Annotated in this window: 21 protein-coding genes; 9 read left to right on the top strand and 12 right to left on the bottom strand. The window is 62.5% G+C overall.

Annotated features, from left to right (window positions below; translation table 11 throughout):
* The first annotated feature begins 56 nt into the window (after window positions 1-56).
* Window positions 57-410, top strand: a complete 354-nt coding sequence (locus tag ACIPV6_RS15165) for a hypothetical protein (RefSeq protein ID WP_397322838.1) — start codon at window positions 57-59, stop codon at window positions 408-410.
* Between the two features lie 198 nt (window positions 411-608).
* The gene (locus tag ACIPV6_RS15160; protein WP_397322841.1) at window positions 609-1,037 is read left to right on the top strand and encodes an OsmC family protein; all 429 of its coding nucleotides are present in this window, start codon (window positions 609-611) and stop codon (window positions 1,035-1,037) included.
* A 101-nt stretch (window positions 1,038-1,138) separates the two neighbouring features.
* Here ACIPV6_RS15160 and ACIPV6_RS15155 read toward each other — a convergent pair whose 3' ends face one another.
* The gene (locus ACIPV6_RS15155; protein WP_400271661.1) at window positions 1,139-4,630 is read right to left on the bottom strand and encodes a S41 family peptidase; all 3,492 of its coding nucleotides are present in this window, start codon (window positions 4,628-4,630) and stop codon (window positions 1,139-1,141) included.
* Between the two features lie 85 nt (window positions 4,631-4,715).
* Between ACIPV6_RS15155 and ACIPV6_RS15150 the strand changes: the two genes are divergently transcribed.
* Complete coding sequence (locus ACIPV6_RS15150; protein WP_400271660.1) at window positions 4,716-5,615, top strand: TIGR01777 family oxidoreductase; 900 nt, start codon at window positions 4,716-4,718, stop codon at window positions 5,613-5,615.
* Between the two features lie 17 nt (window positions 5,616-5,632).
* Here ACIPV6_RS15150 and ACIPV6_RS15145 read toward each other — a convergent pair whose 3' ends face one another.
* Window positions 5,633-7,393, bottom strand: a complete 1,761-nt coding sequence (locus tag ACIPV6_RS15145; RefSeq protein WP_400271659.1) for a serine/threonine-protein kinase — start codon at window positions 7,391-7,393, stop codon at window positions 5,633-5,635.
* Between the two features lie 146 nt (window positions 7,394-7,539).
* Here ACIPV6_RS15145 and lipB point away from each other — a divergent pair, with 146 nt between their 5' ends.
* Window positions 7,540-8,208: a lipoyl(octanoyl) transferase LipB gene (gene lipB, locus ACIPV6_RS15140; RefSeq protein WP_400271658.1), complete on the top strand. Its 669-nt coding sequence runs from the start codon at window positions 7,540-7,542 to the stop codon at window positions 8,206-8,208.
* The gene (gene lipA, locus ACIPV6_RS15135; protein WP_400271657.1) at window positions 8,205-9,212 is read left to right on the top strand and encodes a lipoyl synthase; all 1,008 of its coding nucleotides are present in this window, start codon (window positions 8,205-8,207) and stop codon (window positions 9,210-9,212) included. The genes lipB and lipA overlap by 4 nt, the downstream gene beginning before the upstream one ends.
* 94 nt (window positions 9,213-9,306) lie before the next feature.
* Here lipA and ACIPV6_RS15130 read toward each other — a convergent pair whose 3' ends face one another.
* The gene (locus tag ACIPV6_RS15130) at window positions 9,307-11,208 is read right to left on the bottom strand and encodes a hypothetical protein (protein WP_400271656.1); all 1,902 of its coding nucleotides are present in this window, start codon (window positions 11,206-11,208) and stop codon (window positions 9,307-9,309) included.
* Window positions 11,205-13,229 (bottom strand): CDP-glycerol glycerophosphotransferase family protein, encoded by a 2,025-nt coding sequence (locus ACIPV6_RS15125; RefSeq protein ID WP_400271655.1) that lies wholly within the window; start codon window positions 13,227-13,229, stop codon window positions 11,205-11,207. The genes ACIPV6_RS15130 and ACIPV6_RS15125 overlap by 4 nt, the downstream gene beginning before the upstream one ends.
* Before the next feature lie 195 nt (window positions 13,230-13,424).
* Between ACIPV6_RS15125 and ACIPV6_RS15120 the strand changes: the two genes are divergently transcribed.
* Window positions 13,425-14,186: a DUF4191 domain-containing protein gene (locus ACIPV6_RS15120; RefSeq protein WP_397322854.1), complete on the top strand. Its 762-nt coding sequence runs from the start codon at window positions 13,425-13,427 to the stop codon at window positions 14,184-14,186.
* Window positions 14,187-14,260: 74 nt separating this feature from the next.
* Here ACIPV6_RS15120 and ACIPV6_RS15115 read toward each other — a convergent pair whose 3' ends face one another.
* Window positions 14,261-14,698 carry an RDD family protein gene (locus tag ACIPV6_RS15115; RefSeq protein WP_400271654.1) on the bottom strand — a complete coding sequence of 146 codons (438 nt, stop codon included), beginning with the start codon at window positions 14,696-14,698 and terminating at the stop codon, window positions 14,261-14,263.
* 312 nt (window positions 14,699-15,010) lie between these two features.
* Between ACIPV6_RS15115 and glnA the strand changes: the two genes are divergently transcribed.
* Entirely contained in the window at window positions 15,011-16,435 is a 1,425-nt protein-coding gene (gene glnA, locus ACIPV6_RS15110; RefSeq protein WP_397322857.1) for a type I glutamate--ammonia ligase, read from the top strand.
* Window positions 16,436-16,548: 113 nt separating this feature from the next.
* Here glnA and ACIPV6_RS15105 read toward each other — a convergent pair whose 3' ends face one another.
* Both ACIPV6_RS15105 and ACIPV6_RS15100 read right to left on the bottom strand, forming a co-directional pair.
* On the bottom strand, window positions 16,549-16,689 hold the full coding sequence (locus tag ACIPV6_RS15105; RefSeq protein WP_400271653.1) for a hypothetical protein: 141 nt from the start codon (window positions 16,687-16,689) through the stop codon (window positions 16,549-16,551).
* A gap of 2 nt (window positions 16,690-16,691) precedes the next feature.
* Window positions 16,692-16,994: a hypothetical protein gene (locus ACIPV6_RS15100; protein WP_400271652.1), complete on the bottom strand. Its 303-nt coding sequence runs from the start codon at window positions 16,992-16,994 to the stop codon at window positions 16,692-16,694.
* A gap of 7 nt (window positions 16,995-17,001) precedes the next feature.
* Here ACIPV6_RS15100 and ACIPV6_RS15095 point away from each other — a divergent pair, with 7 nt between their 5' ends.
* Window positions 17,002-18,060, top strand: coding sequence for a DUF4393 domain-containing protein (locus ACIPV6_RS15095; RefSeq protein WP_400271651.1), 1,059 nt, complete (start codon window positions 17,002-17,004; stop codon window positions 18,058-18,060).
* Window positions 18,061-18,566: 506 nt separating this feature from the next.
* On the opposite strand, the gene ACIPV6_RS15090 is transcribed toward ACIPV6_RS15095, so the two are convergent.
* The 4 genes from ACIPV6_RS15090 to ACIPV6_RS15075 form a co-directional block, all read right to left on the bottom strand.
* Entirely contained in the window at window positions 18,567-19,205 is a 639-nt protein-coding gene (locus tag ACIPV6_RS15090) for a hypothetical protein (protein WP_400271650.1), read from the bottom strand.
* A gap of 540 nt (window positions 19,206-19,745) precedes the next feature.
* The gene (locus ACIPV6_RS15085; protein WP_400271649.1) at window positions 19,746-19,970 is read right to left on the bottom strand and encodes a hypothetical protein; all 225 of its coding nucleotides are present in this window, start codon (window positions 19,968-19,970) and stop codon (window positions 19,746-19,748) included.
* A gap of 42 nt (window positions 19,971-20,012) precedes the next feature.
* Window positions 20,013-20,228, bottom strand: coding sequence for an AsnC family protein (locus ACIPV6_RS15080; RefSeq protein ID WP_400271648.1), 216 nt, complete (start codon window positions 20,226-20,228; stop codon window positions 20,013-20,015).
* Between the two features lie 54 nt (window positions 20,229-20,282).
* The gene (locus ACIPV6_RS15075; RefSeq protein WP_400271647.1) at window positions 20,283-20,822 is read right to left on the bottom strand and encodes a GNAT family N-acetyltransferase; all 540 of its coding nucleotides are present in this window, start codon (window positions 20,820-20,822) and stop codon (window positions 20,283-20,285) included.
* A gap of 90 nt (window positions 20,823-20,912) precedes the next feature.
* On the opposite strand from ACIPV6_RS15075, the gene ACIPV6_RS15070 reads away from it, so the two are divergent.
* Window positions 20,913-22,397, top strand: coding sequence for an arylsulfatase (locus ACIPV6_RS15070; protein WP_400271646.1), 1,485 nt, complete (start codon window positions 20,913-20,915; stop codon window positions 22,395-22,397).
* On the opposite strand, the gene ACIPV6_RS15065 is transcribed toward ACIPV6_RS15070, so the two are convergent.
* Complete coding sequence (locus ACIPV6_RS15065) at window positions 22,385-25,396, bottom strand: bifunctional [glutamine synthetase] adenylyltransferase/[glutamine synthetase]-adenylyl-L-tyrosine phosphorylase (protein ID WP_400271645.1); 3,012 nt, start codon at window positions 25,394-25,396, stop codon at window positions 22,385-22,387. The genes ACIPV6_RS15070 and ACIPV6_RS15065 overlap by 13 nt on opposite strands.
* Window position 25,397 lies beyond the last annotated feature (1 nt).

The raw sequence follows: 25,397 nt of genomic DNA, 5'->3' as shown, positions 1-25,397 counted from the left end.
GTTTTGAGTGCGCGCCTTTGCTACGACACGTAGAAACAACTGGATAAGCTGTGTCCATGAGTATTCTCTTCAGCATCCTGGTGTTCTTGCACATCGTCGGCGCAGCCATGATTGTGGGCTACTGGATCGCCACCATCAAGGAACCCACGGTGCACCCGCGCCAGCGTGACGGCGCCTTCCTGCAGCTGCTCACGGGCATCGCCATGATGGGTGTTCTTCCCCTGATGCCCGACGCAGACCCCAACTACTTCAAGCTCGGCATCAAGTTCGCCATCGGTGTGGCCGTGGCCGTTCTTGCCGTGATCGGATCCCGCAAGGTCAAGAAGGGCGAAGCCGTTTCCACGGGCCTTGCACACGGCGTAGGCGGTTTGGCGTTGGTCAACATTGCCATCGCCACGCTCTGGAACTGAATCCACTCCCATGCTCCATTGAAAAACCGCCCTGCGTCTGACGCAGGGCGGTTTTTCGTGGTTCGGAGGATCAGTCCTGGTGTCACAATCCACTAACAGCGGAATGGCCGTGCGCGGCCGTCAGCGAGTCCCTAGGATTGACACGGTGGCAGCCGGCCGGCGCCGGCCGCCGATACGCAACTACCCCAAGGAGTGGAAATGGCAGCAGTACGCACCGCACACACGGTTTGGAACGGCAACCTGATCGAGGGTTCCGGCAACACGACGCTGGACAGCTCGGGCCTCGGCACGTTCGATGTCACGTGGAAGGCCCGTACCGAGCAGTCCGGCGGCAAGACCAGCCCCGAGGAACTGATCGCTGCCGCCCACTCCGCATGCTTCTCCATGGCCTTCAGCCACGCCCTGGCAGGGGCCGGCTTCACACCGGAGGAAGTCAACACCAAGGCTGACGTGACGTTCGTTCCCGGCACCGGCATCACCGGCAGCCACTTGACTCTCAGCGCAAAGATCCCTGGAATCTCGGAGGAGGACTTCCGCCGGATCTCCGAAGAAGCCAAGACCGGTTGCCCCGTGTCGGGCGCCCTCGCCAGCATCGACATCACCCTGGATGCAACGCTCCAGGCGTAGTCACTGCGCATTACCGGAAAGGCCCCGCACCACCACTGGTTTCCAGCTGTGGTGCGGGGCCTTTCTGCGCCCTACTGCGACGGTTGCCTGCAGACGCGCATTCAGGTTGCCTGTGGCCGTGAAGGCAAGGGTCCTGGACGAACGCTGCGGTAACCTTCCCGGAGCGGAGGCCGGTCCGTTGGGAGCTCCTGGATCATTTCCTTGAGCGCCCCGATGCCGTACTCCAGCTGGGGATCCGTGCCGGCGGCGTAGGCGTGCGGCGGGAACAGCACTTCGATGTCCGGATCCACGCCACGGTTTTCGACGTCCCAGCCAATGCCGCCGCCGAACCACGTGGCATAGCGGGGTTGCGTCACCCCGGTGCCGTCTGCCAAGGCGAAACGGTTGTCGATACCCACCACGCCACCCCAGGTCCTGGTCCCGATCACCGGGCCGATGCCCCTGAGCTTGGAGACCTGCGTGATGATATCCCCATCCGATCCGGCGAACTCATCGGCCAGGATCACCACCGGTCCACGCGGGGCGTGGTGCGGGTACGTCCTGGGCTTCTCGCCGCGGGGCATGCTCCACCCGGTGACTTTTCGGCCAATGAGCTCCGCCACCAGTTGGGACGTGTGGCCACCGCGGTTGCGCCGAACATCCACGATCAACCCGTCCAAGGCCGTTTCCGTGTCCAGGTCCCGGTGGAGTTGAGCCCAGCCGTTGGCCATCATGTCCGGAATATGGAGATATCCGAACGTCCCTCCGGATGCTTCGCGGACAGTGCGGCGGTTCCCACGGACCCAGTCCTGGTAGCGCAGCCGTTCCTCGTCACGGATGGGCACAACGGCAACCCTGCGCTGGGTTCCAGCGGCTTCTCCGTGCCCGTGGCCGTTGAGCAGGGTCAATTCCACGGTTCGGCCCGCCGCTCCCACCAACTGCATGGCTGGAGTCAGCGCAGCGGAAAGTTCGACGCCGTCAATCGCCAACAGGACGTCGCCCACCTTCGCGTCCACTCCGGGACGCGTCAACGGGGACGTTGCGAGCGGATCGGAAGATTCGCCAGCGAGGATGGCAGAGATTTCCCAGCCTTCGTCTCCCAACTGGAACTCGGCCCCCAAGCGGCCCTGGCCGTTCCTTCCGGGTTCGTTGACCGGGGCAGGCCGCACGTAGGCGTGCGACGTACCCAGTTCGCCATGGATTTCCCACAACAGGTCCACCAGGTCGTCATGTGATCCCAGGCGGTCCACGATGGGCCGGTAACGGTTGTAGACCGACTGCCAGTCCTGCCCTGCCATGTCGGAGGCCCAGAAGAAGTCACGCTGCAGCCTCCACGCTTCCTCAAAGGCCTGCCCCCACGCCGCAACGGGGTCCAGGACTACCCGGATCCGGTTCAGTTCCACCTTGACCAGTTCCCCGGATTCCTCATCAACCTTGGCATCGGAAGGTACCGAGGTGACCTGCTGCTCCAGGACGTACACAACGCGTTTGAGGTCCGCGGACAAGCGGTAACGGTCCACTGCCTTGACCAGGGTGCTCTGCGAGCGCTTGGCCAGGTCGTAACGGACCAAGGACGGGGCAACCTTTTTGTCCTGCAGCGTTCCTTTCCCTTCGCCGGTCACACCGGACAGCTCAGTATCGAGCCAGAGAAGCGCGCCGTCTGCCGCCGTGAGTTCGGAGTAGTTTCCCTGCGGCACTGGGACTGCGATGACGCGCTGGGCCAGGTTCTCCGCATCCACGCGCGTGACGGGAGTGCCGCCGTCGTCGGACTTTCCGACAGCAGCGGGGTCATCACCCAAGGTGTCAACGGAGGGCCCGAAAGGCGATGGAGTGTCGGCAGCGAGGGCAACCAGGTAGGGCTTGATGGGACTTGGGAAGGACAGGTCGAAGGAGTGGCCGTCGTAGACGGGGTCGAAGCTTCTGTTGGAAAGGAACGCGAGGAACTTCCCGTCCGGGGTGAACCGCGGTGATTCATCGCAGAAACGGCCGTCTGTTGCGTCGATGACTTGTGTCCCGTCTTCGGCGGGCCTGGCCAACCGCAGCTTGCTGCGGGAACCGAAGGACGTGACGGGTTCGGACCAGGCAAGCCACTGCGAATCTGCGGACCAGGTGAACTGCTCCACGCTGCCTTCCCCGAGGCTCACCAGGGATTTCAGCGCGCCGGAAACGGTGTCTGCCACAAAGACGTCGCCAAATGAGGTTCCAATGGCCAGCCAGCGGCCATCGGGGCTGGCTTCCAAAGCACTGGCCCGCGTAGGCGCAGGGAAGTCCGCACGGACGGCCTCGGACTCCGGAGTCCCGTGTGCCGGCACCGGCTCTTCAACCCCGGAGGCCGTGTCAGGAGAAGGCTCACCCGGATGGGTCTCAACGGGAGCCTGCGCAACGGCGGCTGCCGGCTGATGCCCGTGGCCCACGATGTTCGAGGCGGAAACCGGCTTGGGCAGGGGATCCGATTCTACGGTTGCCTCAGCAGGCACTTCCGCTGCCTGGGGATTCCGCGCCGTCACGGCGGGCACCATCCGGGCGGCAATTCGCTTGATGTACACGGCCTCCACGCCACCGTGGTCAGCCACGTAGGCAATCCTCCCGTCGGTCAAGGGCCTCGGCAACCGGGCCCGTACCCCTGGAGCAGCTTCCACCACGCGTGACGGGCCGTCCTTGTGGCGGATCCAGTGGACAGTACCGTGCGACTCCACGGCGCTGGCAGTTCCCGCTTCGTTTGGGAAGACGTCGCCGAGGTGCGCGGCAACCTTCAAGGGTGCCGGACGCCGTGCAGGCGAGGCGGAGCCCAGTGTGATGTCGAGCTTGCGGGCAACGGCGTCCGGATCCAGGGACGGCAGGAGCCACAGCTCGCCGGCGGACTCGAAGATGACCCGCTCACCGTCCGTGCTCGCGTGCCGCACATAGAAGTCCTCGTGGTCAGTGTGCCTCCGAAGACCCGAACCATCCGGCAGGACCGAGTAGAGGTTTCCGTAACCCTCGTGGTCCGACAGGAAAGCAATGCGTCCCCGGATCCACATCGGATCCGTCAGGTTGCCCTCAACCGCCGGAAGCAACCGTTCGTACTCACCGTTTCCGTCTGCGTCGATCCACAACTTTCCGGCAGTGCCGCCCCTGTACCTCTTCCACCACGCCGGTTCCCGGGACAGCACACTGGCCAGCACCACCGGCTTTTCGTCGCCGATTTCAGAGCCGAACGCCACTGCTTCCACCGGCCCAAAAGGCAAGGCGACGGCGGCTCCACCATCCAGCGGCAGGCTGTAGGCATGCGTGTGCCGGCTTTCGGACTGCTGGAAAGCGCTGGTGACCACAATGTTTCCTGCGGGAGTGAAACCCCGGACCTTCGTTGTGCTGTGGCCAAAGTAGCTCAGTTGCCTGTAGCCACCGCCGTCGATCTCCGCTGTCACCACTTCGGGTGAGGTTCCCACGACGGCCGTCCAAACGAGCCGCTTCCCGTCTGGCGTGAAGCGGGGATTCCGGGCCGGCAATTGCTGGGACGAAACCCGCCAGGCGCGGCCGCCCGTCACGGGGGCGATCCAGATGTCGTCTTCAGCCACGAAAGTAACAAGGTCACCGTGGACATGCGGGAAACGGAGGTAGCTGGAGGAGGTCATTGTTCGATCATAGCCAGATGGTTGGGCTGGCCTTTGCCCTTTGGACGGTGTTTCCGGGCGGCGGCGCCGCATGGTGAGATGGGTCATGCGAATCGTGATGTCCGGAGCGTCCGGAATGATTGGAACCGCCCTCGCCACGCTGCTCCTGGCGAACGGCCACGACGTGGTCACGCTGGTGCGCCGTCCAGCCCGCGCCCCCGGGGAACATTCGTGGGATCCGTCGGCCGGAATCCTCGATGAGTCGGTGTTGGACGGAGTGGATGCGGTAGTCAACCTCTCCGGTGCAGGCATCGGGGACCGGCCTTGGACCCCCGGCCGGATCAAGGCGCTCCATGACTCCCGGATCCTGCCGACACGGACCCTCGCAGCGGCCATGGCTCGGGTGGGCCGTCCTCCCCGGGCCTTCATCAGCCAATCGGCTTCCGGCTACTACGGTGCCTCCAGGGACCAAGTACTCACGGAAGACTCGGCTCCCGGCACCGGCGTCCTGGCACCTTTGTGCGTGCAATGGGAGGCAGAAGCCCGGAAGGCGCCCGATTCCGTCAGGGTGGTGACACCCCGCACGGGAGTCGTCCTCAGTCCTTCCGGCGGAGCTTTGGGGCCGTTGCTGCCCCTGCTGAAGGCAGGACTGGGTGGGCCCTTCGGAAACGGACGCCAGTACTGGCCGTGGATCACTCTGGCAGATGAAGCTGCTGCGCTTGCTTTCCTCATCACTGCCGAACTCGAGGGTCCGGTCAACGTGTGCGCACCGGGGTTGGCGGACGTGAACACCATCGTTTCCCGCCTCGCAGGGGCCTTCCAGCGCCCGGCGCTGCTCCGGGTGCCCGGACCGGCACTCCGCCTGGTTCTGGGCGGCCTGGCCGATGAACTGATCCTGGCAAACCAGGCCATGGATCCGGGCAGGCTGGCCGGAGCGGGATTTCAATGGCAACACCCCAGCCTGAGCGAGGCCATGATCTGGCTGGTAGCCGAAGCCAAACGCTGAGTACGCGATCCAAGGGCTTATCCGGGCTCAGGCCCCAAAATCTCCGAAATCCGCCATTGGCCGTCCACCTTGGAAAGGACCAGGCGCAGTTGCTGCGGCTGCCCTGGGGGCTGCCAGCGGATGACTTTCCCCTGTGCATCCTGTTCCTCGTAACCGGACAAGACCGCTGCCAGCGAGACCACGGCGTGGTCTGCCTGCGAAGTATCCACGGCCGCGCCGGTCAGGACTGTTCTCAGGCCGACGAAACGGATCCCCTGTGGTTCCAACTGCCTTGCAAGGGCCAGATCAGCTTCTTCGGCGGGTGATCCTGGTGCATTCACCAGCCCAAGCAACTCCCGGCGGCCCTCGGCCAAGGCCTGGTCACGGACCGCGGAAAGGGCTGGAACGGCCACTGCCGGATCGCTGGAGCCAAGTGCCTGGGCCGTGGCTGGGAGGATGTCTGTCCGGCTCCCGCGGCGATCATCCAACTGTGGCACCGCAGACCGGGTGGGCTCCCCAGGCTGTGACGGATATCCAGTGCCGGTCCAGGCGATCCACGCCAGCAGGCCCACCAGGCAACCACCCAAAACCAGCGCGGTGGATCGCGCGGGGGTCCTCGTTCGGCGCCGTCTTCCGGACCGGTAGTTGGATCGGGACGATTCAACGTTCGACGGCGACCGGTTGGCCCGGCGTGCACCCGGTCCCCGCGCCTTCCGGTACGGCGTTGCGGGACGGGAGGACGGCAGCGGCAACAGTCTGCTGAACATCAACCGGGCCTTCGTGCGACGGGTGGCGCTGCTTGTGGGAGTGCGTTTAGACCATGACGTGGGCGGAACGTTGAAGAACCGCCGAAAGGTGCGTCGTTTGGTCGAGTGGGCACTGTCTGGACGCCTCGTCAGCAGCTCCGGTATGACGGATTCGTGCACCGAACCAACCAGGTCCACAGGTTCCGGTGCAGCACTGCGGTAAATGGCCGAACCGAACTCCTTTGCGTTCGGCCGGGCATGTGGGTCCGGGTCCAGGCCGGCTTCCAAGGCGCCCACCACTCCTTTGGGTACGTCGGGAACCAGAAGGGAAAGCGGCGGACGGCTCCTGGCGGGCTCCGGGGCAACGCCCGCGAGGCAATACCACCCCAACGCCGCAAGTGCGAAGACATCACCTGCAAAGTCAAGGCCCGCATCCTCTTCGGCTTTCCGCCCGGCATCGCCTGCAGAGGGCGCTGAATCGCCGTCGATGAAACCGGGTGTGCCCACGTCTTTGGCTACCTGCAGCTCGCCCAGCAGACCGGCCATTCCAAGGTCGGCAACCAGGGGCTTCCCATGGGCCGTGAACAGGACATTTCCCGGGGAGATGTCGCCGTGAACGATCCCCTGGCCATGCAGGAACGCCAAAGCCCGGGCCAAGGGCGTCAGCACGGTGACGGCTTCGCCAACAGTCAAACTACGACGCCCCCGGACCAGGTTCGCGAGCGAACCCCCCGCGGCATATTCCATCACCAGACCCCAGGCGTTTTGGCCCTCCATCTCGGCAGGCACCACGTCGTGAAAGCGAAGCAGGTGCTCGTGCCTGGCAAGGGCGAGTATGTTTGCCTCGCGAAGGATGGGGTGGGCGGCGCCCTGCGGGTTCGTCAAACCATCAGGAGCCTCGGCGTTCTTCACCATCTTGATGGCAAACCGGGCGCCGTCTGCATCCCTGGTGGCCAGCCAGACTGATGCCGATCCACCCCGTCCAAGGATCCGTTCGGGTGTGTAGCCTGACATGACGGGAGGCAGCGAAGCGCCGGTGTCCAGAGTGTCCATGTCAAAGGTCTACCCGAAGTCGGCTTTCCCTGCAGAAGTTATCCACAGGCCCGTCTTCTGCAGGATACGGAGCAGCCTCCCGGATGCGACTGAGAGGTTCACCACAAAAGCATGGGCAACGTCCCGCTGGGTCTAAGCTTGAACGCATGACTCTTGAGTTTTCACAACTGGGTCTTGCCCCGGATTTCGTTGACTACATGCAGGGCTGGGACCTTCAACGCGAGATCCACAACAAGGTTGTTGCCGGCGAGAAGAACAGTACCGTCCTGCTTCTCGAGCATGCAGCCGTATATACGGCAGGCAAGCTCACGGAAGACCACGAACGCCCCTTCGACGGAACCCCCGTGGTACCCGTTGACCGCGGAGGCAAACTGACATGGCACGGCCCGGGACAGCTGATTGCCTACCCTATCCTCAAGCTCAAGAACCGTTCGGGAATCCGGGACTACGTGGAGCGCCTCGAGGCCACCATGATCGCCGTGATGCTGGACTACGGCATCAAAGCCGTCACCGTCAAAGGCCGTGCGGGCGTATGGGTGCTGGCGGATGAGAAAGGCCCGGACCGCAAGATTGCCGCAATCGGCATCCGCGTCCTCGATGGCGTCACCATGCACGGTGTGGCCATCAACTGCAGCAACGACCTGGCGCCCTACGCGCAAATCATCGCCTGCGGCATCACCGACGCCAGCGTTACCACCATGTCGCTGGAGACTGGCCGGACCATCAACCCGGAAGACATCGTTGACCGCTTTGTGGAAGAGTTCCGCAAGCACGAAGAAGCACTCGTTTCCACCCCAGAAGGAGCACTCCAGTGACCCTGGCACCTGAAGGCCGCAAGATGCTGCGTATCGAGCAGCGTAATTCTGCAGTCCCTGTTGAGCGTAAGCCTGAGTGGATCAAGGCGAAGGTCCAGATGGGGCCGGAGTTCGTGGGGTTGAAGAACCTGGTGAAGAAGGAAGGCCTGCACACGGTGTGTGAGGAGGCCGGGTGCCCGAATATTTTCGAGTGCTGGGAGGACAAGGAAGCGACGTTCCTGATCGGTGGGTCCGAGTGCACCCGGCGCTGTGATTTCTGCCAGATCGATACCGGCAAGCCCTCCCCGCTGGACCGGTTCGAACCCACCAAGGTGGCCCGGTCCGTGCAGGCCATGCAGCTGCGGTACGCGACTGTGACCGGGGTGGCCCGTGATGACCTCGAAGACGAAGGCGTGTGGCTGTACGCCGAAACGGTCCGCAAGATCCACGAACTGAATCCCGGCACCGGGGTGGAGTTGCTGATCCCGGATTTCTCCGGCAAACCCGAACACATCAAAGCGATCTGCGATTCCAAGCCCGAGGTGTTCGCGCACAACGTCGAGACCGTGCCCCGCATTTTCAAGCGGATCCGTCCCGCGTTCCGGTACGAGCGGTCCCTGGATGTCATCACCCAGGGCCGGGACCTGGGCATGGTGACCAAGTCCAACCTGATCCTGGGCATGGGCGAAACCCGGGAAGAAATTTCCGAGGCGCTCAGGGACCTGCACGCTGCCGGGTGTGACCTGATCACGATCACCCAGTACCTGCGCCCGTCCGAGCGGCACCTGCCCGTGGACCGGTGGGTCAAGCCCCAGGAATTCGTGGACCTCCAGCACGAGGCCGAAGAGATCGGCTTCCTCGGCGTCATGTCCGGGCCCCTGGTCCGCTCCTCCTACCGGGCCGGCCGGCTCTGGGCCACCGCGATGCGCAAAAAGGGCTGGAACATCCCCGAAGCCCTCGCCCACATCGAATCCTCCGGCACCACCCGCCAGGAAGCCTCCACCATCCTCGCCGCACACGGCTAACGACCACGGGCTGTTTCCTTAAGCCACGAAGCAGGCTGAGCCGGCACCACGGAGTGCCAGTGCAGCCTGCTTTTCGTGTATAGGCTGTTTCTCCTCAGCGGACCGGCGCCGGAGCCTCCTCAGAGGACCAGGCCATCACCTCTACCTGGTCCCATTCCACGGCACCCAGGGCGGACAGCCCCTCATCGGCCCCTGGCCCGTGCACCACCATCACCAGGCGGGGCACGTCGGCAGCCACAACCAACCGCAGGGCCATGAGGTGCGCCAACTCCCAGCCATCCACCGGTTGGACCACTGCCACATAGGCGGGGCGCTGGGCTGGATCAAGCGGGAAATCGTTCACGACATCTGCGGATGCGTCCTGCACGAAGTGCACCTCCATCGACTGGCCAGCGGCGCTTGCGCGGGAACTGCGGTACCGGAACCGCCCATGGCAGTCCCCATCAAGAATCACATAGTCCGCTGGTGCATTGGCCTCCAAATCAAGCGGGATCGCCTGAAATGCCTCGCTCCGGCGTCTGGAGCGGAATCGCCGGGTGGTGTTTCCCGGTTCGCGGGATTGCTCCGGCAGGGTTGCCGTCCACGACATGCCGTTCGACGCAATTGCATGGAGCGAGTCGAGGTGCTCCACGGGGTCGTAGCGATGGAACATCGCCTGCTCGCCGGAGGTGTACTTGACGAATTTGTAGGAATGGTCGGTCATCAACTGCATGAATCGCGTCCTGCCGGCCCACCCGCCTACGAACCAGTTCGCCTGGGATATCTCTGAAGCCCGGGCGTCCACCCGTACCTGAAGTTGCCTGGTCTCGCTCGTGTCGAACCACCGCAGCTCTTCGCAGACGAACGTCTCCTGGGTCGGGGCCGCCAGGAATTCCCTGATGATGCCAAGCATGGCCGGCAAGGCTGTGGCGGCCACCGAGGAGTGTTTACCGTCGATCCGGTACTTGGTGAGATTGGGGACGTCCTGCACCAACTCAATCAGCGAATGGTTGCTGAGCTCGTCCGAGTTCGTATAGAAGTAGTCGATGGTCCGGCCCTCCGCAAAATACTGGCGAAGGTGGTCCTCCGGCTGCTGAGCCTCGCGGAAGGCCCGGTTCCTGTACAGGTTGTCCTTGAAGAACGGCTTGCTGAAGTAATACGGCAGGTTCATCTGTGGAACGGCCAGCACCAGCCGCGCGGCAGGAAAGTTCCTGGCGTACTGGATCGCGATGGATGCGCCTTTTGAGGCACCAAAGAACAGCATGCGGGCGGGGTCGATGTTGAATTGGCTGCGCAGTTTTTCTATGGCGGCATTGATCCGGCCACCAAGCGGCCGGCCTGCGTTGTCCACCAACATGTAGGACCCGGCCGCCAAATAGCGGTCCTGGAAGCAGACCATCAGGGTGTCTTCCAGGTCGGCGTCCGTGATCCCTTTGAGGTAGCTCACCGCATAGGAGATTCGCGTCGTGGAAGGGCCGAAGCCCGGGAAGGTGAGGAGCATCTTCTTCGGATCAGTGGTGTTTCCCCGGACGGAATAGTAGGCATCGCCATGTTGCTCTACTCCGTATTGCTCGTCGTACTTGATTTGCTGCGGCGTAGTGAAGGGCCCTCTGCCGATTGCCAGTTCGAACGGACCCCCCGAGTCGAGCCTGAACCGGGAAGGGTCGTCAGTTCCGACCATGATGTTCCGGTATTCAAGAGGGAAACCGCGGGCCGGCGGCTCTATCAGGTTGCCGTAGACCACCTCACCATCCTGTAGCAGCTGAAACGGTTCGCCCTGGCGATCCTCCCAGTCCGGGAGAGTGAGCTTGGCGAAAAAGATCCCCTGCGGCAAGTGCTCGGCGGCCACTTTACGTACCCGGGCTTCCAGTCCCCTCGCTTTGATGAGTCTGCGGACGGCCGACTCGGGGGCCGATTCCATCAGGGACCTCGCCACCTCCCGGCCCGTCGACGAATAGGCAACGGCTCTTCCCAGATCCGTAGCCTTGCGCTTTATCTCCCCGAACTTCGACGTCACAGTGCCAGCATCCTTTCGACGATCTTCCGGTTGATCCGGTCCGCGTCAACTCCCTCGAAGAAACGTTCACGACGCGCGCGGTACAAGGGGTCTTCCGACGCAAACAGTTCCTTGACGAGGTAGTCAATGAGATCCGCGTGCTGATGAAAGACCGGGCCGAGGCCTTCTTCTTCGTAGTCCAAGCGCCCCTCATAAGGCTGCTCCCGGAAGAACTCGGCGTGGTCCCAGTGGTAGTACGCGATGGGGATGTGCACGAATGAAGCATCAAGGACTGCCGAGCTGTAGTCCGTGAACACCATTTCGGCGGAGCTGATGGCTTCCCGGTAGCTGAGTTCCGACAACACTACCCGCTCGGAGAACCGGAAGTGGGCCGTCCGCTTCTCCACATTCGGGTGGAGTTTCACTTCGAGTCTGCGGTCAGTGGCGTCAAGGAAGCTCAACAGCGCAGGATCGGTCAACAGCTGGTCAATGGCCTGGAAATAGCGTGATTGGAGGAATTGCTCCGTGGACACCTGGTTCAGGTTGAACCGCCACGTAGGCATGAACAGGAGGTGAGCGGAACTCCGGGGTTCCCGGGCCAGCGACTCAAGCCTGGGCAGGCCGGCATTGAGCGTCTCAACAGGCGCCAATCCAGCCATGTAGTCTGCTTCCAGCTGTCCGGTGGCAATGAAGATGTCGAAATACTTGGACAGCACCCAATCGGACATGTCATTGAGTTGGATGCCATGCTGCAGGTACACAAACCGGGAGTTGGCAAATGACTTTCCGCGATACCTGATGTTGTAGATCTGGGAAGACACCACAAGATCGGAGACCAGGAACTTCTCATAGAACTCCGTGCTGAAGATTGGGATGAGCTTGAAGCCCTTCTTCGCAAGCCGCTCCCAATCCGGGGACTTTGGGTTGATGGCGAAGTAGGACTCCGTGAATTCGGGGTGGTTGATCCGGAAGTAGTCATACAGATGTTCAGCATTGTCGTCCGCCTGCAACGGCCTGTCGAAGAAGAGAATGCTGGAGCGGGGGCTGATGGGACGTTGGTAGAAGTTGTAGCTGCCCGGACGGGCGTGACCCGGCCGCAAGGTACGCGGCAGGTAGGTTTTGGCGATGGCAAGGACGTCATCGCCGAACAGCAACTCATACAGTAGCCGCGCAGGGTCCTTCACAGGCTGATCCTGCTCGAACACCAGATAGCTGTCCTTGTCACTGAGCTGCTTGAAGAGGTGCGTGTTGGCGCAGGGATCGGCAAGCCAACGGATCCATGCAGCTTCGAACGGCTGCAAAGGCTCCACCATGCCGAGCATCTCGGTCATGTTGTGCGCAGTCACGAGTTCCCGCAGATGTTCAAGGCTCACGGCCGTGGCCTTCTGGGCCCGCATTCCACGCAGGAAAAGCGCCATGAACCGCAGGAGGTACAACCGGAGCTGTTTCGATGATGTGGGTATAACAGGCACCAGGCGTTTGGCTTCCGGGGACAACTGAAGTCCGATTGCGGCTTTGGTTTCCGTGGCCACCGAATAACCGGCGGGCAGGGGTTTGACCTTTTCGATCGACCAATACAGCCGGTAGCTCGTGTAAAGGCCGGCCCGGTCCACGTCCCCGATCGCCTCAAGCGCATCCGCGAGCCGTCGTGTGTTGAAGACCGCGCCGAAGATGTCAGTGTCCCGCGCATAGTGGTAGGCGTCGTCGATCGCCGTTCGCGCAATGTTCCCGGCGATCCGCCCCGTGTACATGACAGGTTCCGCCAGGTACACCGTACGGGTCCTCAGGTAACCGATGATGGTGGCCGCATAGTTTGCCGACACCTGGTGCGATGTCCTCATGAACACCACGTACTTGCTGGTGATGTCGGCGCACAGCCGGCCGATGGACTGTGTGGTCAATGGTTCGGTGGCCTGCAGGATGGAAAACTCCGCGTCGAAACGCAGCCGTGCTGCCACGAGTCTTCGATACATCGCCGACTCCCGGTCCAGTGTTCCAGGTTCCTCAAGAACGATGGTCAGCAACGATGGCAGCTCGGACATCTTTTCCTTAGACGGGTTGAAATCAGCGTGGTGTGATGGGTGACCCGTTCCTTCCTCAATTCACGGGCAATTGCCTCCCACGTATGCTGTGCCGGACCCATGTGAATCGTGACGGGAAAGAAAAAAACCGTTGCGGAGATCACCCTTGATCATGGGTCCGGCCCTAAGGCGTACATCACGTAGAATTAAGGCACTATGGCGAACTCCCCTGATTCCAACAAATCGACACCTTCGGCCGACGCACCCAAGCGTGGGCTCTTCCAGCGCAAGCCCAAGGAAGCCAAAGCCAAGAAGCCAAGCCAGTTGAAGCAGATCGCCGAGGTCTTCAAAATGACCCGGCGCAACGATCCGCAGGTTGTGCTGATCATGCTGCTGGCGTTCCTTGCTGTGGTCGCTGTCGCCTTCGTTGTTGGCTTCCTTCTGGAAAACTGGATTACCGGCCTGATCATCGGTATCCCCCTGGGCTTGCTCGCCGCCGTCTTCATCCTTTCGCGTCGTGCTGAACGGGCCGCCTTTGCACAGATCGAAAACCAGCCTGGAGCTTCCGGCGCAGCTTTGGGCACGCTCCGCCGCGGCTGGGTCACCCAGGACCAGCCGGTAGCCGTGAACCCACGCACCCAGGATGCCGTTTTCATGGCCATAGGGCGCCCGGGAGTCGTCCTGGTCACGGAAGGTCCCAGCCACCGGGTCAAGACCTTGGCGGACGCCGAGCGCAAGCGCCTGGGCAGGATCCTGCCCAACGTCACCATCCATGTCCTGGAGTCCGGCCGCGGCGAAGGCCAGGTTCCGCTGAACCAGCTCGCCAAGACCATGGGCAAGATGAAGAATGAACTGACCAAGGTTGAGGTCAATGCTGTCTCCAAGCGCATCAACTCCCTGGGCAATCGTCTCCCGATCCCGAAGGGCATCGATCCCTACAAGGCCCGCCCGGACCGCAAGGCGGCCCGCGGACGCTGACCGCAAAACGACAATGCGCCCCGGTCCTCGAAAGAGGACCGGGGCGCATTGTTGTCAGGAAGGAAGGACGGAAGCTACATGCGGATAAGGATCGTGTTCATGGCCTTGTCGTGGAGGCCCCGCTGGTCCGGATCGAAGATCACCGCGGGGATCACCAGGCACAAAAGCAACGTCCTCACGACGGCCACCAACGGCCCCGGCTGCCCACCGGCGAGGCGCACCACGTAAATGCCCGCGATTCTGTGTCCGATGCTGTAGCCAAGTGTTCCGATGAGGAGGATCTGCTCCACGGCGAAGACAGCCAGGGTTGCCCATTGGTTGCCGCCGAAGGCAAAGTTGCTGATGACCAAGGCAATGGTCCAGTCGATCACGATGCCCAGGATGCGGCGCCCTGCACGCGCCATGGAGCCAGGCCCCGATTCAGGAAGTCCCAGCCGCTCGCCGGGGTACTTCGAAATGCCGGAGGTGTCCGGGCCGCTCAGCCAGGAGCCAATGTCTTTACGATCAACCACCTTTCAAGCTTAACGGCTGGCGGCGCGCCCATCCGACCCGGGCGAACCGGGTACCCGCCGGGCCTGCGCCGGTGTTCGTCCACCGGACGCGCATGGACCGGACACCCGCAAGCCGACTACCGTTTACACAACAGATGATTCTGTAACCTGCCGGAAACAATGCTGACACTCCCGGGAAATCCCGTCTCCCTATGGTGATAGGAGTTGCCAGCCACCGTGGCAAGGGGAAATTTTTTGTGTCTCCAGGTCTTCGGCTTGGGCTGGACCACACGGCCTTCCGGGCCTGTTACTTGATATGCATAAGGAGCATAGATGTTCAAGACTGCGGACGAAGTCCTCAAGTTCATCAAAGAAGAAGACGTCAAATTCGTCGATATCCGCTTCACTGACCTCCCGGGCGTCCAGCAGCACTTCAACGTGCCGGCCAAGAGCGTTGACCTCGACTTCTTCGTGAACGGTCAGCTCTTCGACGGTTCTTCCATCCGCGGCTTCCAGGGCATCGCCGAATCCGACATGCAGCTCATCCCGGATGTTACCTCGGCCTTCGTCGACACCTTCCGCATCGAGAAGACCCTGGCCCTGAACTTCTCCATCGTCAACCCGCGCACGGGCGACCCCTACCACCGCGACCCCCGCGGCGTAGCCGAGAAGGCAGAAGCTTACTTGGCTTCAACCGGCATCGCCGACACTGCGTTCTTCGCTCCCGAGGCCGAGTTCTTCGTCTTCGACAACATCCAGTACGAGTCCTCCCCGCAGGGCAGCTTCTACAAGATCGATTCCGAAGAAGCGCACTGGAACACCGGCCGCAAGGAAGAGGGCGGCAACCTCGGTTACAAGACTCCGGTCAAGGGCGGCTACTTCCCCGTCTCCCCCACCGACAAGCAGGCTGACCTCCGCGACGCCATGTGCGTCGAACTGGACAAGGCCGGCCTTGAGGTTGAGCGGTCCCACCACGAAGTTGGTTCCGCCGGCCAGGCCGAGATCAACTACAAGTTCACAACGCTGACCGCGGCTGCCGATGACCTGCAGAAGTTCAAGTACGTCATCAAGAACACTGCTGACGCTTGGGGCAAGTCCGTGACCTTCATGCCGAAGCCCGTCTTCGGCGACAACGGTTCGGGCATGCACTGCCACCAGTCCCTGTGGAGCAACGGCGAGCCGCTGTTCTACGACGAGAAGGGCTACGCCGGTCTCTCCGACACCGCCCGCTGGTACATCGGCGGCCTGCTGAAGCACTCCTCCGCAGTCCTGGCGTTCACCAACCCGACGGTCAACTCCTACCGCCGCCTGGTCAAGGGCTTCGAAGCTCCGGTCAACATGGTGTACTCGCAGGGCAACCGTTCCGCCGGTATCCGCATCCCGATCACGGGTTCCAACCCGAAGGCCAAGCGCATCGAATTCCGCGCTCCGGACCCCTCGTCCAACCCGTACCTGGCGTTCGCTGCCCAGCTGATGGCCGGCATCGACGGCATCCGCAACCGCATTGAGCCCCCGGCACCGATCGACAAGGACCTCTACGAGCTCCCCGCCGAGGAAGCCAAGGACATCCCCAAGGCTCCGGGAACGCTCGAAGAAGCCCTCGAGGCCCTGCGTGAGGACAACGAGTTCCTGCAGGCCGGCGGTGTCTTCACCCAGGACCTGATCGACACCTGGATCGAGTACAAGTACGAGAACGAGATCCGTCCGCTGTCCCTGCGCCCGAACCCGTACGAGTTCGAGCTCTACTACGGCGTGTAACTAAGACAAAGGGCAAAACGGGGTGGAGTCCGCAAGGAGTCCGCAAGAATCCGTGTCGCTTTACAAAGTAAGGGCCGCAGGCATCACGCCTGCGGCCCCTTTTTTGTCTCCCGTTAGCCGTTCTTTGCTTCGTCCTCGCCCGCGAGGCGTCCCTTCAGAACATCGGCCACGGCTTCACGAGCGGACTCTACCTTGTCCGGCCACATGTGCCCGTACTTGTCCAGCGTCGTCTTCGCGGACGAAACCAGCTTCACATCTAGGCCCTGGCGATCAGCAGCGACGCGAAATAATGCCGCAGATCATGGGAGCGGAACCCCTCGGGCAAGCCTTCGATGGTCACCCGGGCTTCCCGGAAGTAGTGTTCAAGCCGGTAGGGCGACAGGCTGCGGCCCCACTCGTTCGTGACGAGCGTTTCGCTCCCCCACTTTGTATGATTCCTGGACAGCTCCAACGTGAGATCCCGCGGGATCGCAATTGGGGTTTTGGATTCCTCGGTCTTCAACTCGACACCCGGATAGCTCATTGACAGCGAAACCGTGGGGTGGCGGGACGAAGCCACTCCGCGGATGATTCACGCTGTGGCCGACGGTAGGGGCTGGGCCGGGAATAACGACTTCGAATATGCGGTGGCCAGGATAACGAACCTGATCATGATGCGTACAGTCGCTGAGGGCGTCTCTGACGCCTTCGCTGTGCACGACCTGCTGAACGGTTCTGGTCGATACGACCAGCCGAAAGCGTGGACTAAGATTACGGTCATGACTGGGGGAGAAATTGCGGCGGCTGCCGTTGCGGGAAAAGTTGTGGCCCACGCTGGCAAGGAATTGGCAGAAGAGAGCAAGTCGATCCGAAAAGAGCTGCTGGACCAAGCGAAGCAGACCCCGGAGTTTGAGCAAGCGGCTAGGAGCTACGCAAAACGTGTAGCGCTGCGGCAGGAACTAATGACCAGCATGTACAAGCCCATTGCGAAGATGCTGGGCGTGGCCAACAAGTACTTTGAAGAAGATTTTGAGCGAGACATGGCCGAGAAACTTGCTGATGTTCCGGAGGAGCACATTGTGGCCCCGAAAGCGTCCATGGCCGCTCCGGCCATGCAACATCTAGGTTTCAGCCTGGACGAGCCGGGATTGAAGCAGATGTACCTCAATCTTCTGGCTACCGCCTCCGACGACCGCAAGGCAAGTGACGCCCACCCGTCCTTCGTCGAGGTGATAAAGCAGTTGAGCGCGGACGAGTTACATCTTCTGGAAAGGGTCCTATCGGGGCCGGGTAAAGCCGTTGCTAGCATCCGGGTAAACATGTCGGTTGAGGCCGCAGGCGGGAGTAGAGCGCTGGCTTCACACGTCATTGAAATATCGCCCGCTGCGATCCAAGAAGCAGCGGGACGGGACATGGTGGCCACCTATGTCGACAACTGGTGTCGCCTTGGCCTCATCACCGCTAAATATGACTCCTGGCTCGTGGCCGAAGATGCATATGCATGGGCCGAGGAATCACCAATCTACCTCGAAATTAAAGAACGTGTGGAAGAACCTGGCAGGACTGTCTCCTACGACAGAGGCATTCTGGCTACGACAGATTTCGGCCATGCGTTCGGTAGAGTCGTTGGGATCCTTCCAAGATGATCTGCCGTGTGGTGTTCCCTGGACATTAGTGACGGCTCCAAGGCCCGCGCCGGAAGATCCTAACGTGGAAGTCCTTCGCTGGTCGGTCGGTGAGTAGCGTAGCCGCGTCCAGAACCATCACCTTCACTTGGCTCAGCTTCCGGGCCTGGGTGTGCAGCCCGTCGATTTCGGGGACTTCGATAACCCACCAGCCCTGCCCACCGCGTGCAACGTGCGGTAATGTCCATGGCGCTGTCCGACTTCCGCTTAGTACCTCTTGCCTTCCCAGATCAGACTCTGACCCAAGAACCATCTTCCATCCTCAACCAAAGCTTGGTCCCGGTAAGTCCATTAGCCGCGTCGAATTCGTTGGCGAGATGGATCGCTTCTCCATTGTGCCGCGCTTGGTACATGTGAAGGGCCTCCGACGGCGTTCCGTTCTCTTCGGTCATGCAGTAAGTGTCCATGCTGCCGATTCTAGGCGGTCCTTATCAGACTGCGAGAAATCCCGCGCGGGCGCCCACGACCTAGCTCGCCCCTGAACTCGAGACCTCGGACCACAACCACGAATAATAGTCCTCAATGAGGGCCAAATAGTCATCTACCATTTGCCCTAGATCTACCCAAGCGACCGAGCCCAGGTAGCTCCTTGCAGCAGACTCCCAGCTCCCCTTTTTCCATTCGAGAAGGCTCTGCGATGACAGATTTAGAACGGACCGAGTTTGGGCGGGACTGACAGTCTGCGTGACCGTGATCTCCATGTGCGGAACGTTGTAGTGAAGAAGGTAGTTGCGTAGTCCCTTGAGTATTTGCGCCGAAACACTACTACCGATCTTGGTGACTCGCCGCTCCTGCTCCGGGCCGAAGGTTGAGTCGGGATGCCTAGCCCGGTGTTTCCTCACGTACGGTCGGCCCACATCCACTAGCGTGCCAACTATTGCAGCGCAGTTGTGGAGACGGGTATACAGCTCACCGAAAAACTCCTCCTGGGCGTCCCCTGGGGAGAACACCTGGTCTCTAACCGCCTTATCCAGAGAGGGGCGTTCAATGACAGACTTGAGTTCACCGACGTTGATTAGCAAGGCCTTGTGAATCAGCTTTAGATAGACCCAGGGCCGGCGCTCCCGGTCTTCACTCGGCAGCGGCGGCCACGACTCTGTCGACATTGGTCTCTCCCCTCGGTTGAGTGAATGAATACTAACCAAGAGTCCGCAGGAAGTCCGCCGAAGACCACACTCAGCCATGCATCGCCAACCAGGTAAACCCCGGAATTTAGCGGTTTTCAGCGCTATCCAACACCAGCCATTACGTATCCGAAAGTTCGAGCTCTACTACGGCGTCTAGTCAACTTCCGGGACAGAGCATGCTTTGCCCCGCCGGAGGCCGACGGGCCTCCAACCGCTGAGGGCCGCCAACAGGAAACACTCCTGTTGGCGGCCCTTCGCCGTTAGCGCTTTACGGGCCGGGCCGCTTGCTCAGTGTTTGGTGTAGGGTGACTTTCCAGGCTCGTCGGGGGCCGCGCACGCGTCGCAAAAGACCCTCTCGGTTTCCTCACCGCAGCATTGGCAGCGGTGGATCAGTGCTGCTGTTTCAACTACATAGGCTGTCATAGCCTCAATAGTGCCCAGCGGGTCCACGGGGAACACGAGTAGCGTGTACTCGTCTTTTCGCTGCCGCTCCGGAGCGACTACTTGTTTTCCTGCAGGCTACTTGTTTTCCAGGAGTCCCATGCTGTGGGGAGCCGCGCCCATCCCGGAAAGGCCGGCGTCGCCCGGCAGCGCATCCTCGTCCAAGAAGGTGGCAAAGCAGCGCCTGCAGGCGTACTGCCCGGGGGCCGCGTGGCGGGAAGCCCAATGCGGGCCCGCCTGCGCACAGCGGAAGCAGGCAGCATCCGAAAAGGACGCGCCCTCCGCGTCCAGCCTCACCGTCACGGGATGAATCCTAGGCCAAACACGCCTCCGCGAACAGAGGATCTACTGCTTGCCGTACTTCTTATGCACCGCTTGCTTGGACACTCCCAGGCACAAGGCAATGGCTTCCCAAGACAGACCGGCTTGCCGGGCCGCCCGGACCAAGGATGATTCTGTCCTTAAGATTTCCTTCTGCAATTCCGCAACGGCGTAAAGGGCCTCGGCGGGCCCCATTCCGTCCATCTGCCCAACAAGGGTTTTCATGCGTTCCACCTCCATTCGTCAACCATAGTTGACCCCCAAGATGCCGTCAACCATGGTTGACGAACGTCCTCAGGCGAAAGCCCTGAACATGGTGCGCTGAGGCCCCGAACTCCCGCCAAGGTAGCGTCCTTTATCCACGAAGCCGGCCCTGGCGTACGCTGCCCTGCCGGCAGGGTTCCGTTCGTTGACGGACAGGACGACGCCGGCCTGCCCGCCATCCAGCCAGGCCGTCAGTTTCCGCGCTTCCTCCACAGCCGCCGCGGCAGCCGACCGGCCAATTCCCTGCCCTTGGCTTGCCGCATCGATCGCGAATCCCCTCAGCAACCACGCCGAATCGTCGTCTTCCCAGCCCGCGAGGCGTGCAGCACCACATTGAAGGGTCAAGACGCCCACGACCGCGCCATTGGCCTCAATGGAATACGGGAACCGCGACGCGTCCTCCAGACCGGCGAGCATCATTCGGAGAGGGTCGCCGACGAATTCCCGCTGACCGGGCCGCAGGCCGAGCTCCGCAACGTCGCCCAAGTGGATGGCCCTGGCGTCGGCATCAATTGACTTAAGCGGGATCAGCCACGCAACACCCCTGTCAGTTTGATCTTTATAGCTCATAACTCCAGTCTTTGCGTCATAATCGCGCACTTTTCCGAATTCCCGGCTAGGGTGGGTCCAGCCGCTCCCCTAGAGTTAGGAACGCCGTAGATGGGCCAGCCGAACGTCATCCTGATCTGTGTGGACGAATGGCGGGGAGACTGCTTGTCCGCCGACGGGCACCCACACCTTGAGACACCGCACCTTGATGAACTTGCCAGGAACGGTGTGCGGTTCTCCAAAGGATACTCGGCCACTCCCTCCTGCGTCCCGGCACGCGCCGCGCTGTTCACGGGGCAATCCCAGGAACGGCACGGACGCGTGGGGTACGACGACGGAGTCCCCTTCCACGCGGCGCATCCGGTCACCGTCCAAGGCGAGTTCCGGAAGGCCGGCTACCACACCCAAGCCATCGGCAAGATGCATGTTTGGCCTGAGCGCTCGAGAGTCGGCTTCGACGACGTCGTCCTGCACGATGGCTACCTGCACCACGCCCGGAAGGAACATCGGCAGCACTTTTCCCTGTTTGACGACTATGTGCCCTGGTTACGCAGGCAACCGGGAATCTCAGCGGACGCCGACTACTTCGACCACGGCGTCAACTGCAACTCCATCGTGGCCCGGCCATGGGACAAGGCCGAACACCTGCACCCCAGCCATTGGATCGGAACGCAGGCCATCGAATGGATGCAGCGGCGGGATCCGGTGAAGCCCTTCTTCCTGTACTTGTCCTTCCACCGGCCCCACCCGCCCTACGACCCGCCGTCGTGGGCTTTCGAGCAGTACCTCAACATCCCGCCCTACGAAACCGTGGAAGGCGATTGGGAACACCATTGGGACGAGTTCCGGGCAGATGGAAGCTACCAGGCAAGCTACGGACACATCCCGGACCGCGTGGTCCATCGGGCCCGGGCCGGCTACTTCGGGCTCATGGCGCAGATCGACCTCCAGGTCAACCGGATCAAGGAATCGTTGGCCGACTTCGGGCTGCTGGATGACACAATCATCGCCTTCACCAGCGACCACGGCGAGATGATGGGCGACCACCACATGTTCAGGAAGGCCGTGCCCTACGAGGGCTCCGCCCGGGTCCCGTTCATCATTGCGGATGCACCCAGTGCCGGAACGTCCACGCGCGGCGCTGTGGTGGACCATGTGGTTGAACTCCGCGACCTGATGCCCACACTTCTGGAACTGGCCGGGCTGCCCATTCCGGCCGGCGTGGACGGCAGGTCCTTGGCAGCGCTTGTCCGGGGTGATGGCACCGGCCCGGTCCGCGATTGGCTCCACGGCGAACATGTCTACTGGGGCCAGAACCTGCACTGGCTCACCGACGGCCACTACAAATACATTTGGGGCTCGGGCAAAGGCGCCGAAGAGTTGTTCAATCTCGACGCCGATCCCCAGGAACGCTGGAACCTCGCCGGGGACCCTGCCCACCAAGGCGACGTGGAACTCTGGCGGCACCGCCTGGTGGAAGCCTTGCGCCACCGCGAAGAAGGCTTCGTGGTTGGCGACAGGCTGGTCCCGGGCGCGCCCGTGGTCTCCATTTTGCGGCACACCCGCGAGGCAATAGCTGCGGCTCAGGTCCCGTAGAACTTCTTTTCAAACACGCCCCGGGCACGTCGGCTCAAGCGCAGGTAGTCTTCCTCGAACTTGCCCGCGGTACCTGGTGCGTATCCACACCATCGGGCCACCGCTTCCAGGTCGCGGCGCGACGACGGCAAAAGGTCCGAGGCCCGGCCCGTCACAATGACGTTCGCCGACCGGATGCGGCTGGCAAGCTTCCACGCCTGACGCAACAAACCGGCGTCGCCCTTTCCTATGAGGGCAAGCCCTTCAGCTGCGGCAAGTGCCTCCAATGTTGAGGTGCTCCGCAATTCCGGGTGCTTTCCAGCATGTTGGAGCTGGATCAGCTGCACCAGCCACTCGACGTCGCTCAGGCCACCACGGCCAAGTTTCACGTGGCGGGCAGGATCGGCCCCTCGGGGGAGTCGCTCGGACTCCACCCTTGCCTTGATGCGCCGGATCTCACGTACATCCTGTCCGGACAATTCGTCAGGGTACCGGATGGGATCGATGAGCCGGACGAAGTCCCGGGCGAGCTCGTCCGATCCGGCCATGGGCCGGGCGCGCAGAAGTGCCTGCGCTTCCCAGATCAATGACCACCGGCGGTAATACTCGGCATAGGAGTCCAAGGACCTGACCATGGCCCCGTTCTTGCCCTCCGGCCGTAGATCGGCATCCACCTGCAGGACCCTCTCGGCCATGATGGCCGGCTTTAGCGGCTGGGTCAGGAGGCTTGAGATCCTGGCAACGATCGTCGTCGCCTGTTCCTGCGCTTCGGCGTCCGTAAACCCGGGACGGGCCCGGTGCACATACATGACGTCGGCATCGGACCCGTAGCCGATCTCACGCCCGCCCTGCCGGCCCATCGCCACCACCAGGACGTCGGTCTTCAGTGGTCCGGCATCGGCCACGGCTGCTTCCGCCACGTGCAGGGCACCCAGGACGGCTGCGCGGTCCGCTTCGGCCAGGGCCAGCCCCACAGCGTCCTGGTCCAACAATCCTGCACTGTCTGCGATGGCCGTCCGCAGGATTTCACGCCGGCGGATCAACCGGATGAGGCGCATGGCCCCCTCAGGATCCGGATGCCGCGAGAGCTTGGACTGGATTTCCTGCCACTGTGCGTCGAACGGGATAGGGGCCAGGTCCTTGTCACTGCCCAGCCAGGCCACTGACTCGGGCGAGACTTCCAACAGATCCGCGATCAGTCGGGAATTCGCCAATACCTGGCACAGGCGTTCGGCGGCAGCCTGGGAATCCCTGAGCAGTCCCAGGTACCAGTGCGTGGTCCCCAACGCCTCACTCACCCGCCGGAAGGCCAGCAAGCCGGCGTCGGGATCCACGCCCTCCGCCAGCCAGCCCAGAAGGATGGGAAGAAGCTGGCGCTGCAGGGCCGCGCGACGACTGACACCGGCTGTCAGGGCCTCGATGTGGCGCATGGAGCCCTGCGGGTCGAGGTAGCCAAGGGCGGCAAGCCGGCCCTGTGCGGCTTCAGGGCTGAGCTTGGCATCTTCGCTGCTGAGTTTCGCCGCCGTATTCAACAGGGGGCGATAGAAAATGCGCTCGTGCAGGTCCCGGACTGCCCGCTTGGTCTTCTGCCACGCAGCTATCAGCTGGTCCGGATGTGGCCGTTCCAGGGAGAACGGCCCCAGGACGGCTTTGGCCAGGAAACGCTGGGCGTCCTCGGCCACGGGCATGAGGTGGGTACGGCGGAGCTGGAACAACTGGATCCGGTGTTCAAGGACGCGGAGGTACCGGTACGCGTTGTCGAAGGCTGCAGCGTCCACCCGCCCAATGTAGCCACCTGCGGACAAAGCGGCGATCGCCGAAGTGGTGTCGCGGCAGCGCAGGGACTCGTCAGACTTTCCGTGCACGAGTTGCAGGAGTTGAACGGTGAATTCGACGTCCCGCAGCCCACCCCGTCCCAGCTTGATCTGGCGTTGTTCCTCGGCAGCAGGAATGTGGTCGGTTACGCGCCGCCGCATGGCCTGGACGGATTCCACAAATCCTTCGCGGCCTGCGGAAGCCCAGACAAGAGGCTGCACGGCTTCCTCATAGCGTTGGCCCAGGTCCCGGTCTCCCGCGATGGTCCGTGCCTTCAGGAGTGCCTGGAATTCCCAGCTTTCGGCCCATCTGGCGTAATAGCTCAGGTGCGAGGCGAGCGTCCGTACCAGCGGCCCTGACTTGCCCTCCGGACGCAGGTTCGCATCCACCTCCCACAGCCCGGGTTCCGGTGCAAACGAGGAGATCGCCCTGGAAATACCGGAGGCCAAGGCGGTACCGATCGTTGCCGCGCGGGCATCGTCAAGGTCCGCCGCCTCGATCACGTAGATGACATCGACGTCGGAAATGTAGTTCAGTTCGCGGGCGCCGCATTTGCCCATGCCGATGACGGCCAGCCCGACGCCGGCAACCTCCTCCGCCTCGAACTGTCCTGTCGCTTCGGCCCGGGAGACGGCCAGGGCCGCCTCGATGGCCGCACCGGCCAGGTCCGCCAGTTCGGCCCCGACGGCCGGCATGAAATCCTGCGGCGAGGCCGCGCACAGGTCCTTGATGGCCAGTTCGGTCAATCCCCGCCGGTACGCCGTGCGCAGGGCGGTATACGCGGGAACGCCGGTCAGGCCGGCAACGGGACGCAGCGAGCCGGGCTCAGCTTTGACGGACCGCAGCAGGAGGGAACGCAGCTCGTCACTCGATGCGGAGAGCGGTTCCGGGCTGACCTTGGTGTTGAACACATCCAGGTGCTCGGGCCTGCGCATGAGGAACTCTCCCAAAGCCTCCGACGCGCCCAGGAGCCGGTACAGCGGCTCGCTGGTGTCCGGGTCCGCTGCAGCCAGCGTTTTCAGTCCGGGGTTCTTCTCGATGAGCCTCACCAGCGACTGCAAGGCGGTATCCGGGCTGGCGGCCAAGGACAGGCCGCTGAACAGGGCTTCCTGTTCCAAGCCCTCCAGCTCCGGGGCAGCGAGGAACCGCTCGCCCTTCTCGAGGTCGCTGAATCCAGCCGAGATGAGCCGGCGTGCAAGGCTCACA

Source organism: Paenarthrobacter sp. NPDC089988 (assembly GCF_044748465.1).
Lineage (GTDB): Bacteria > Actinomycetota > Actinomycetes > Actinomycetales > Micrococcaceae > Arthrobacter.
The sequence above is the reverse complement of the archived record's forward strand: the minus strand, read 5'-3'. Positions and strand labels throughout refer to the sequence as shown.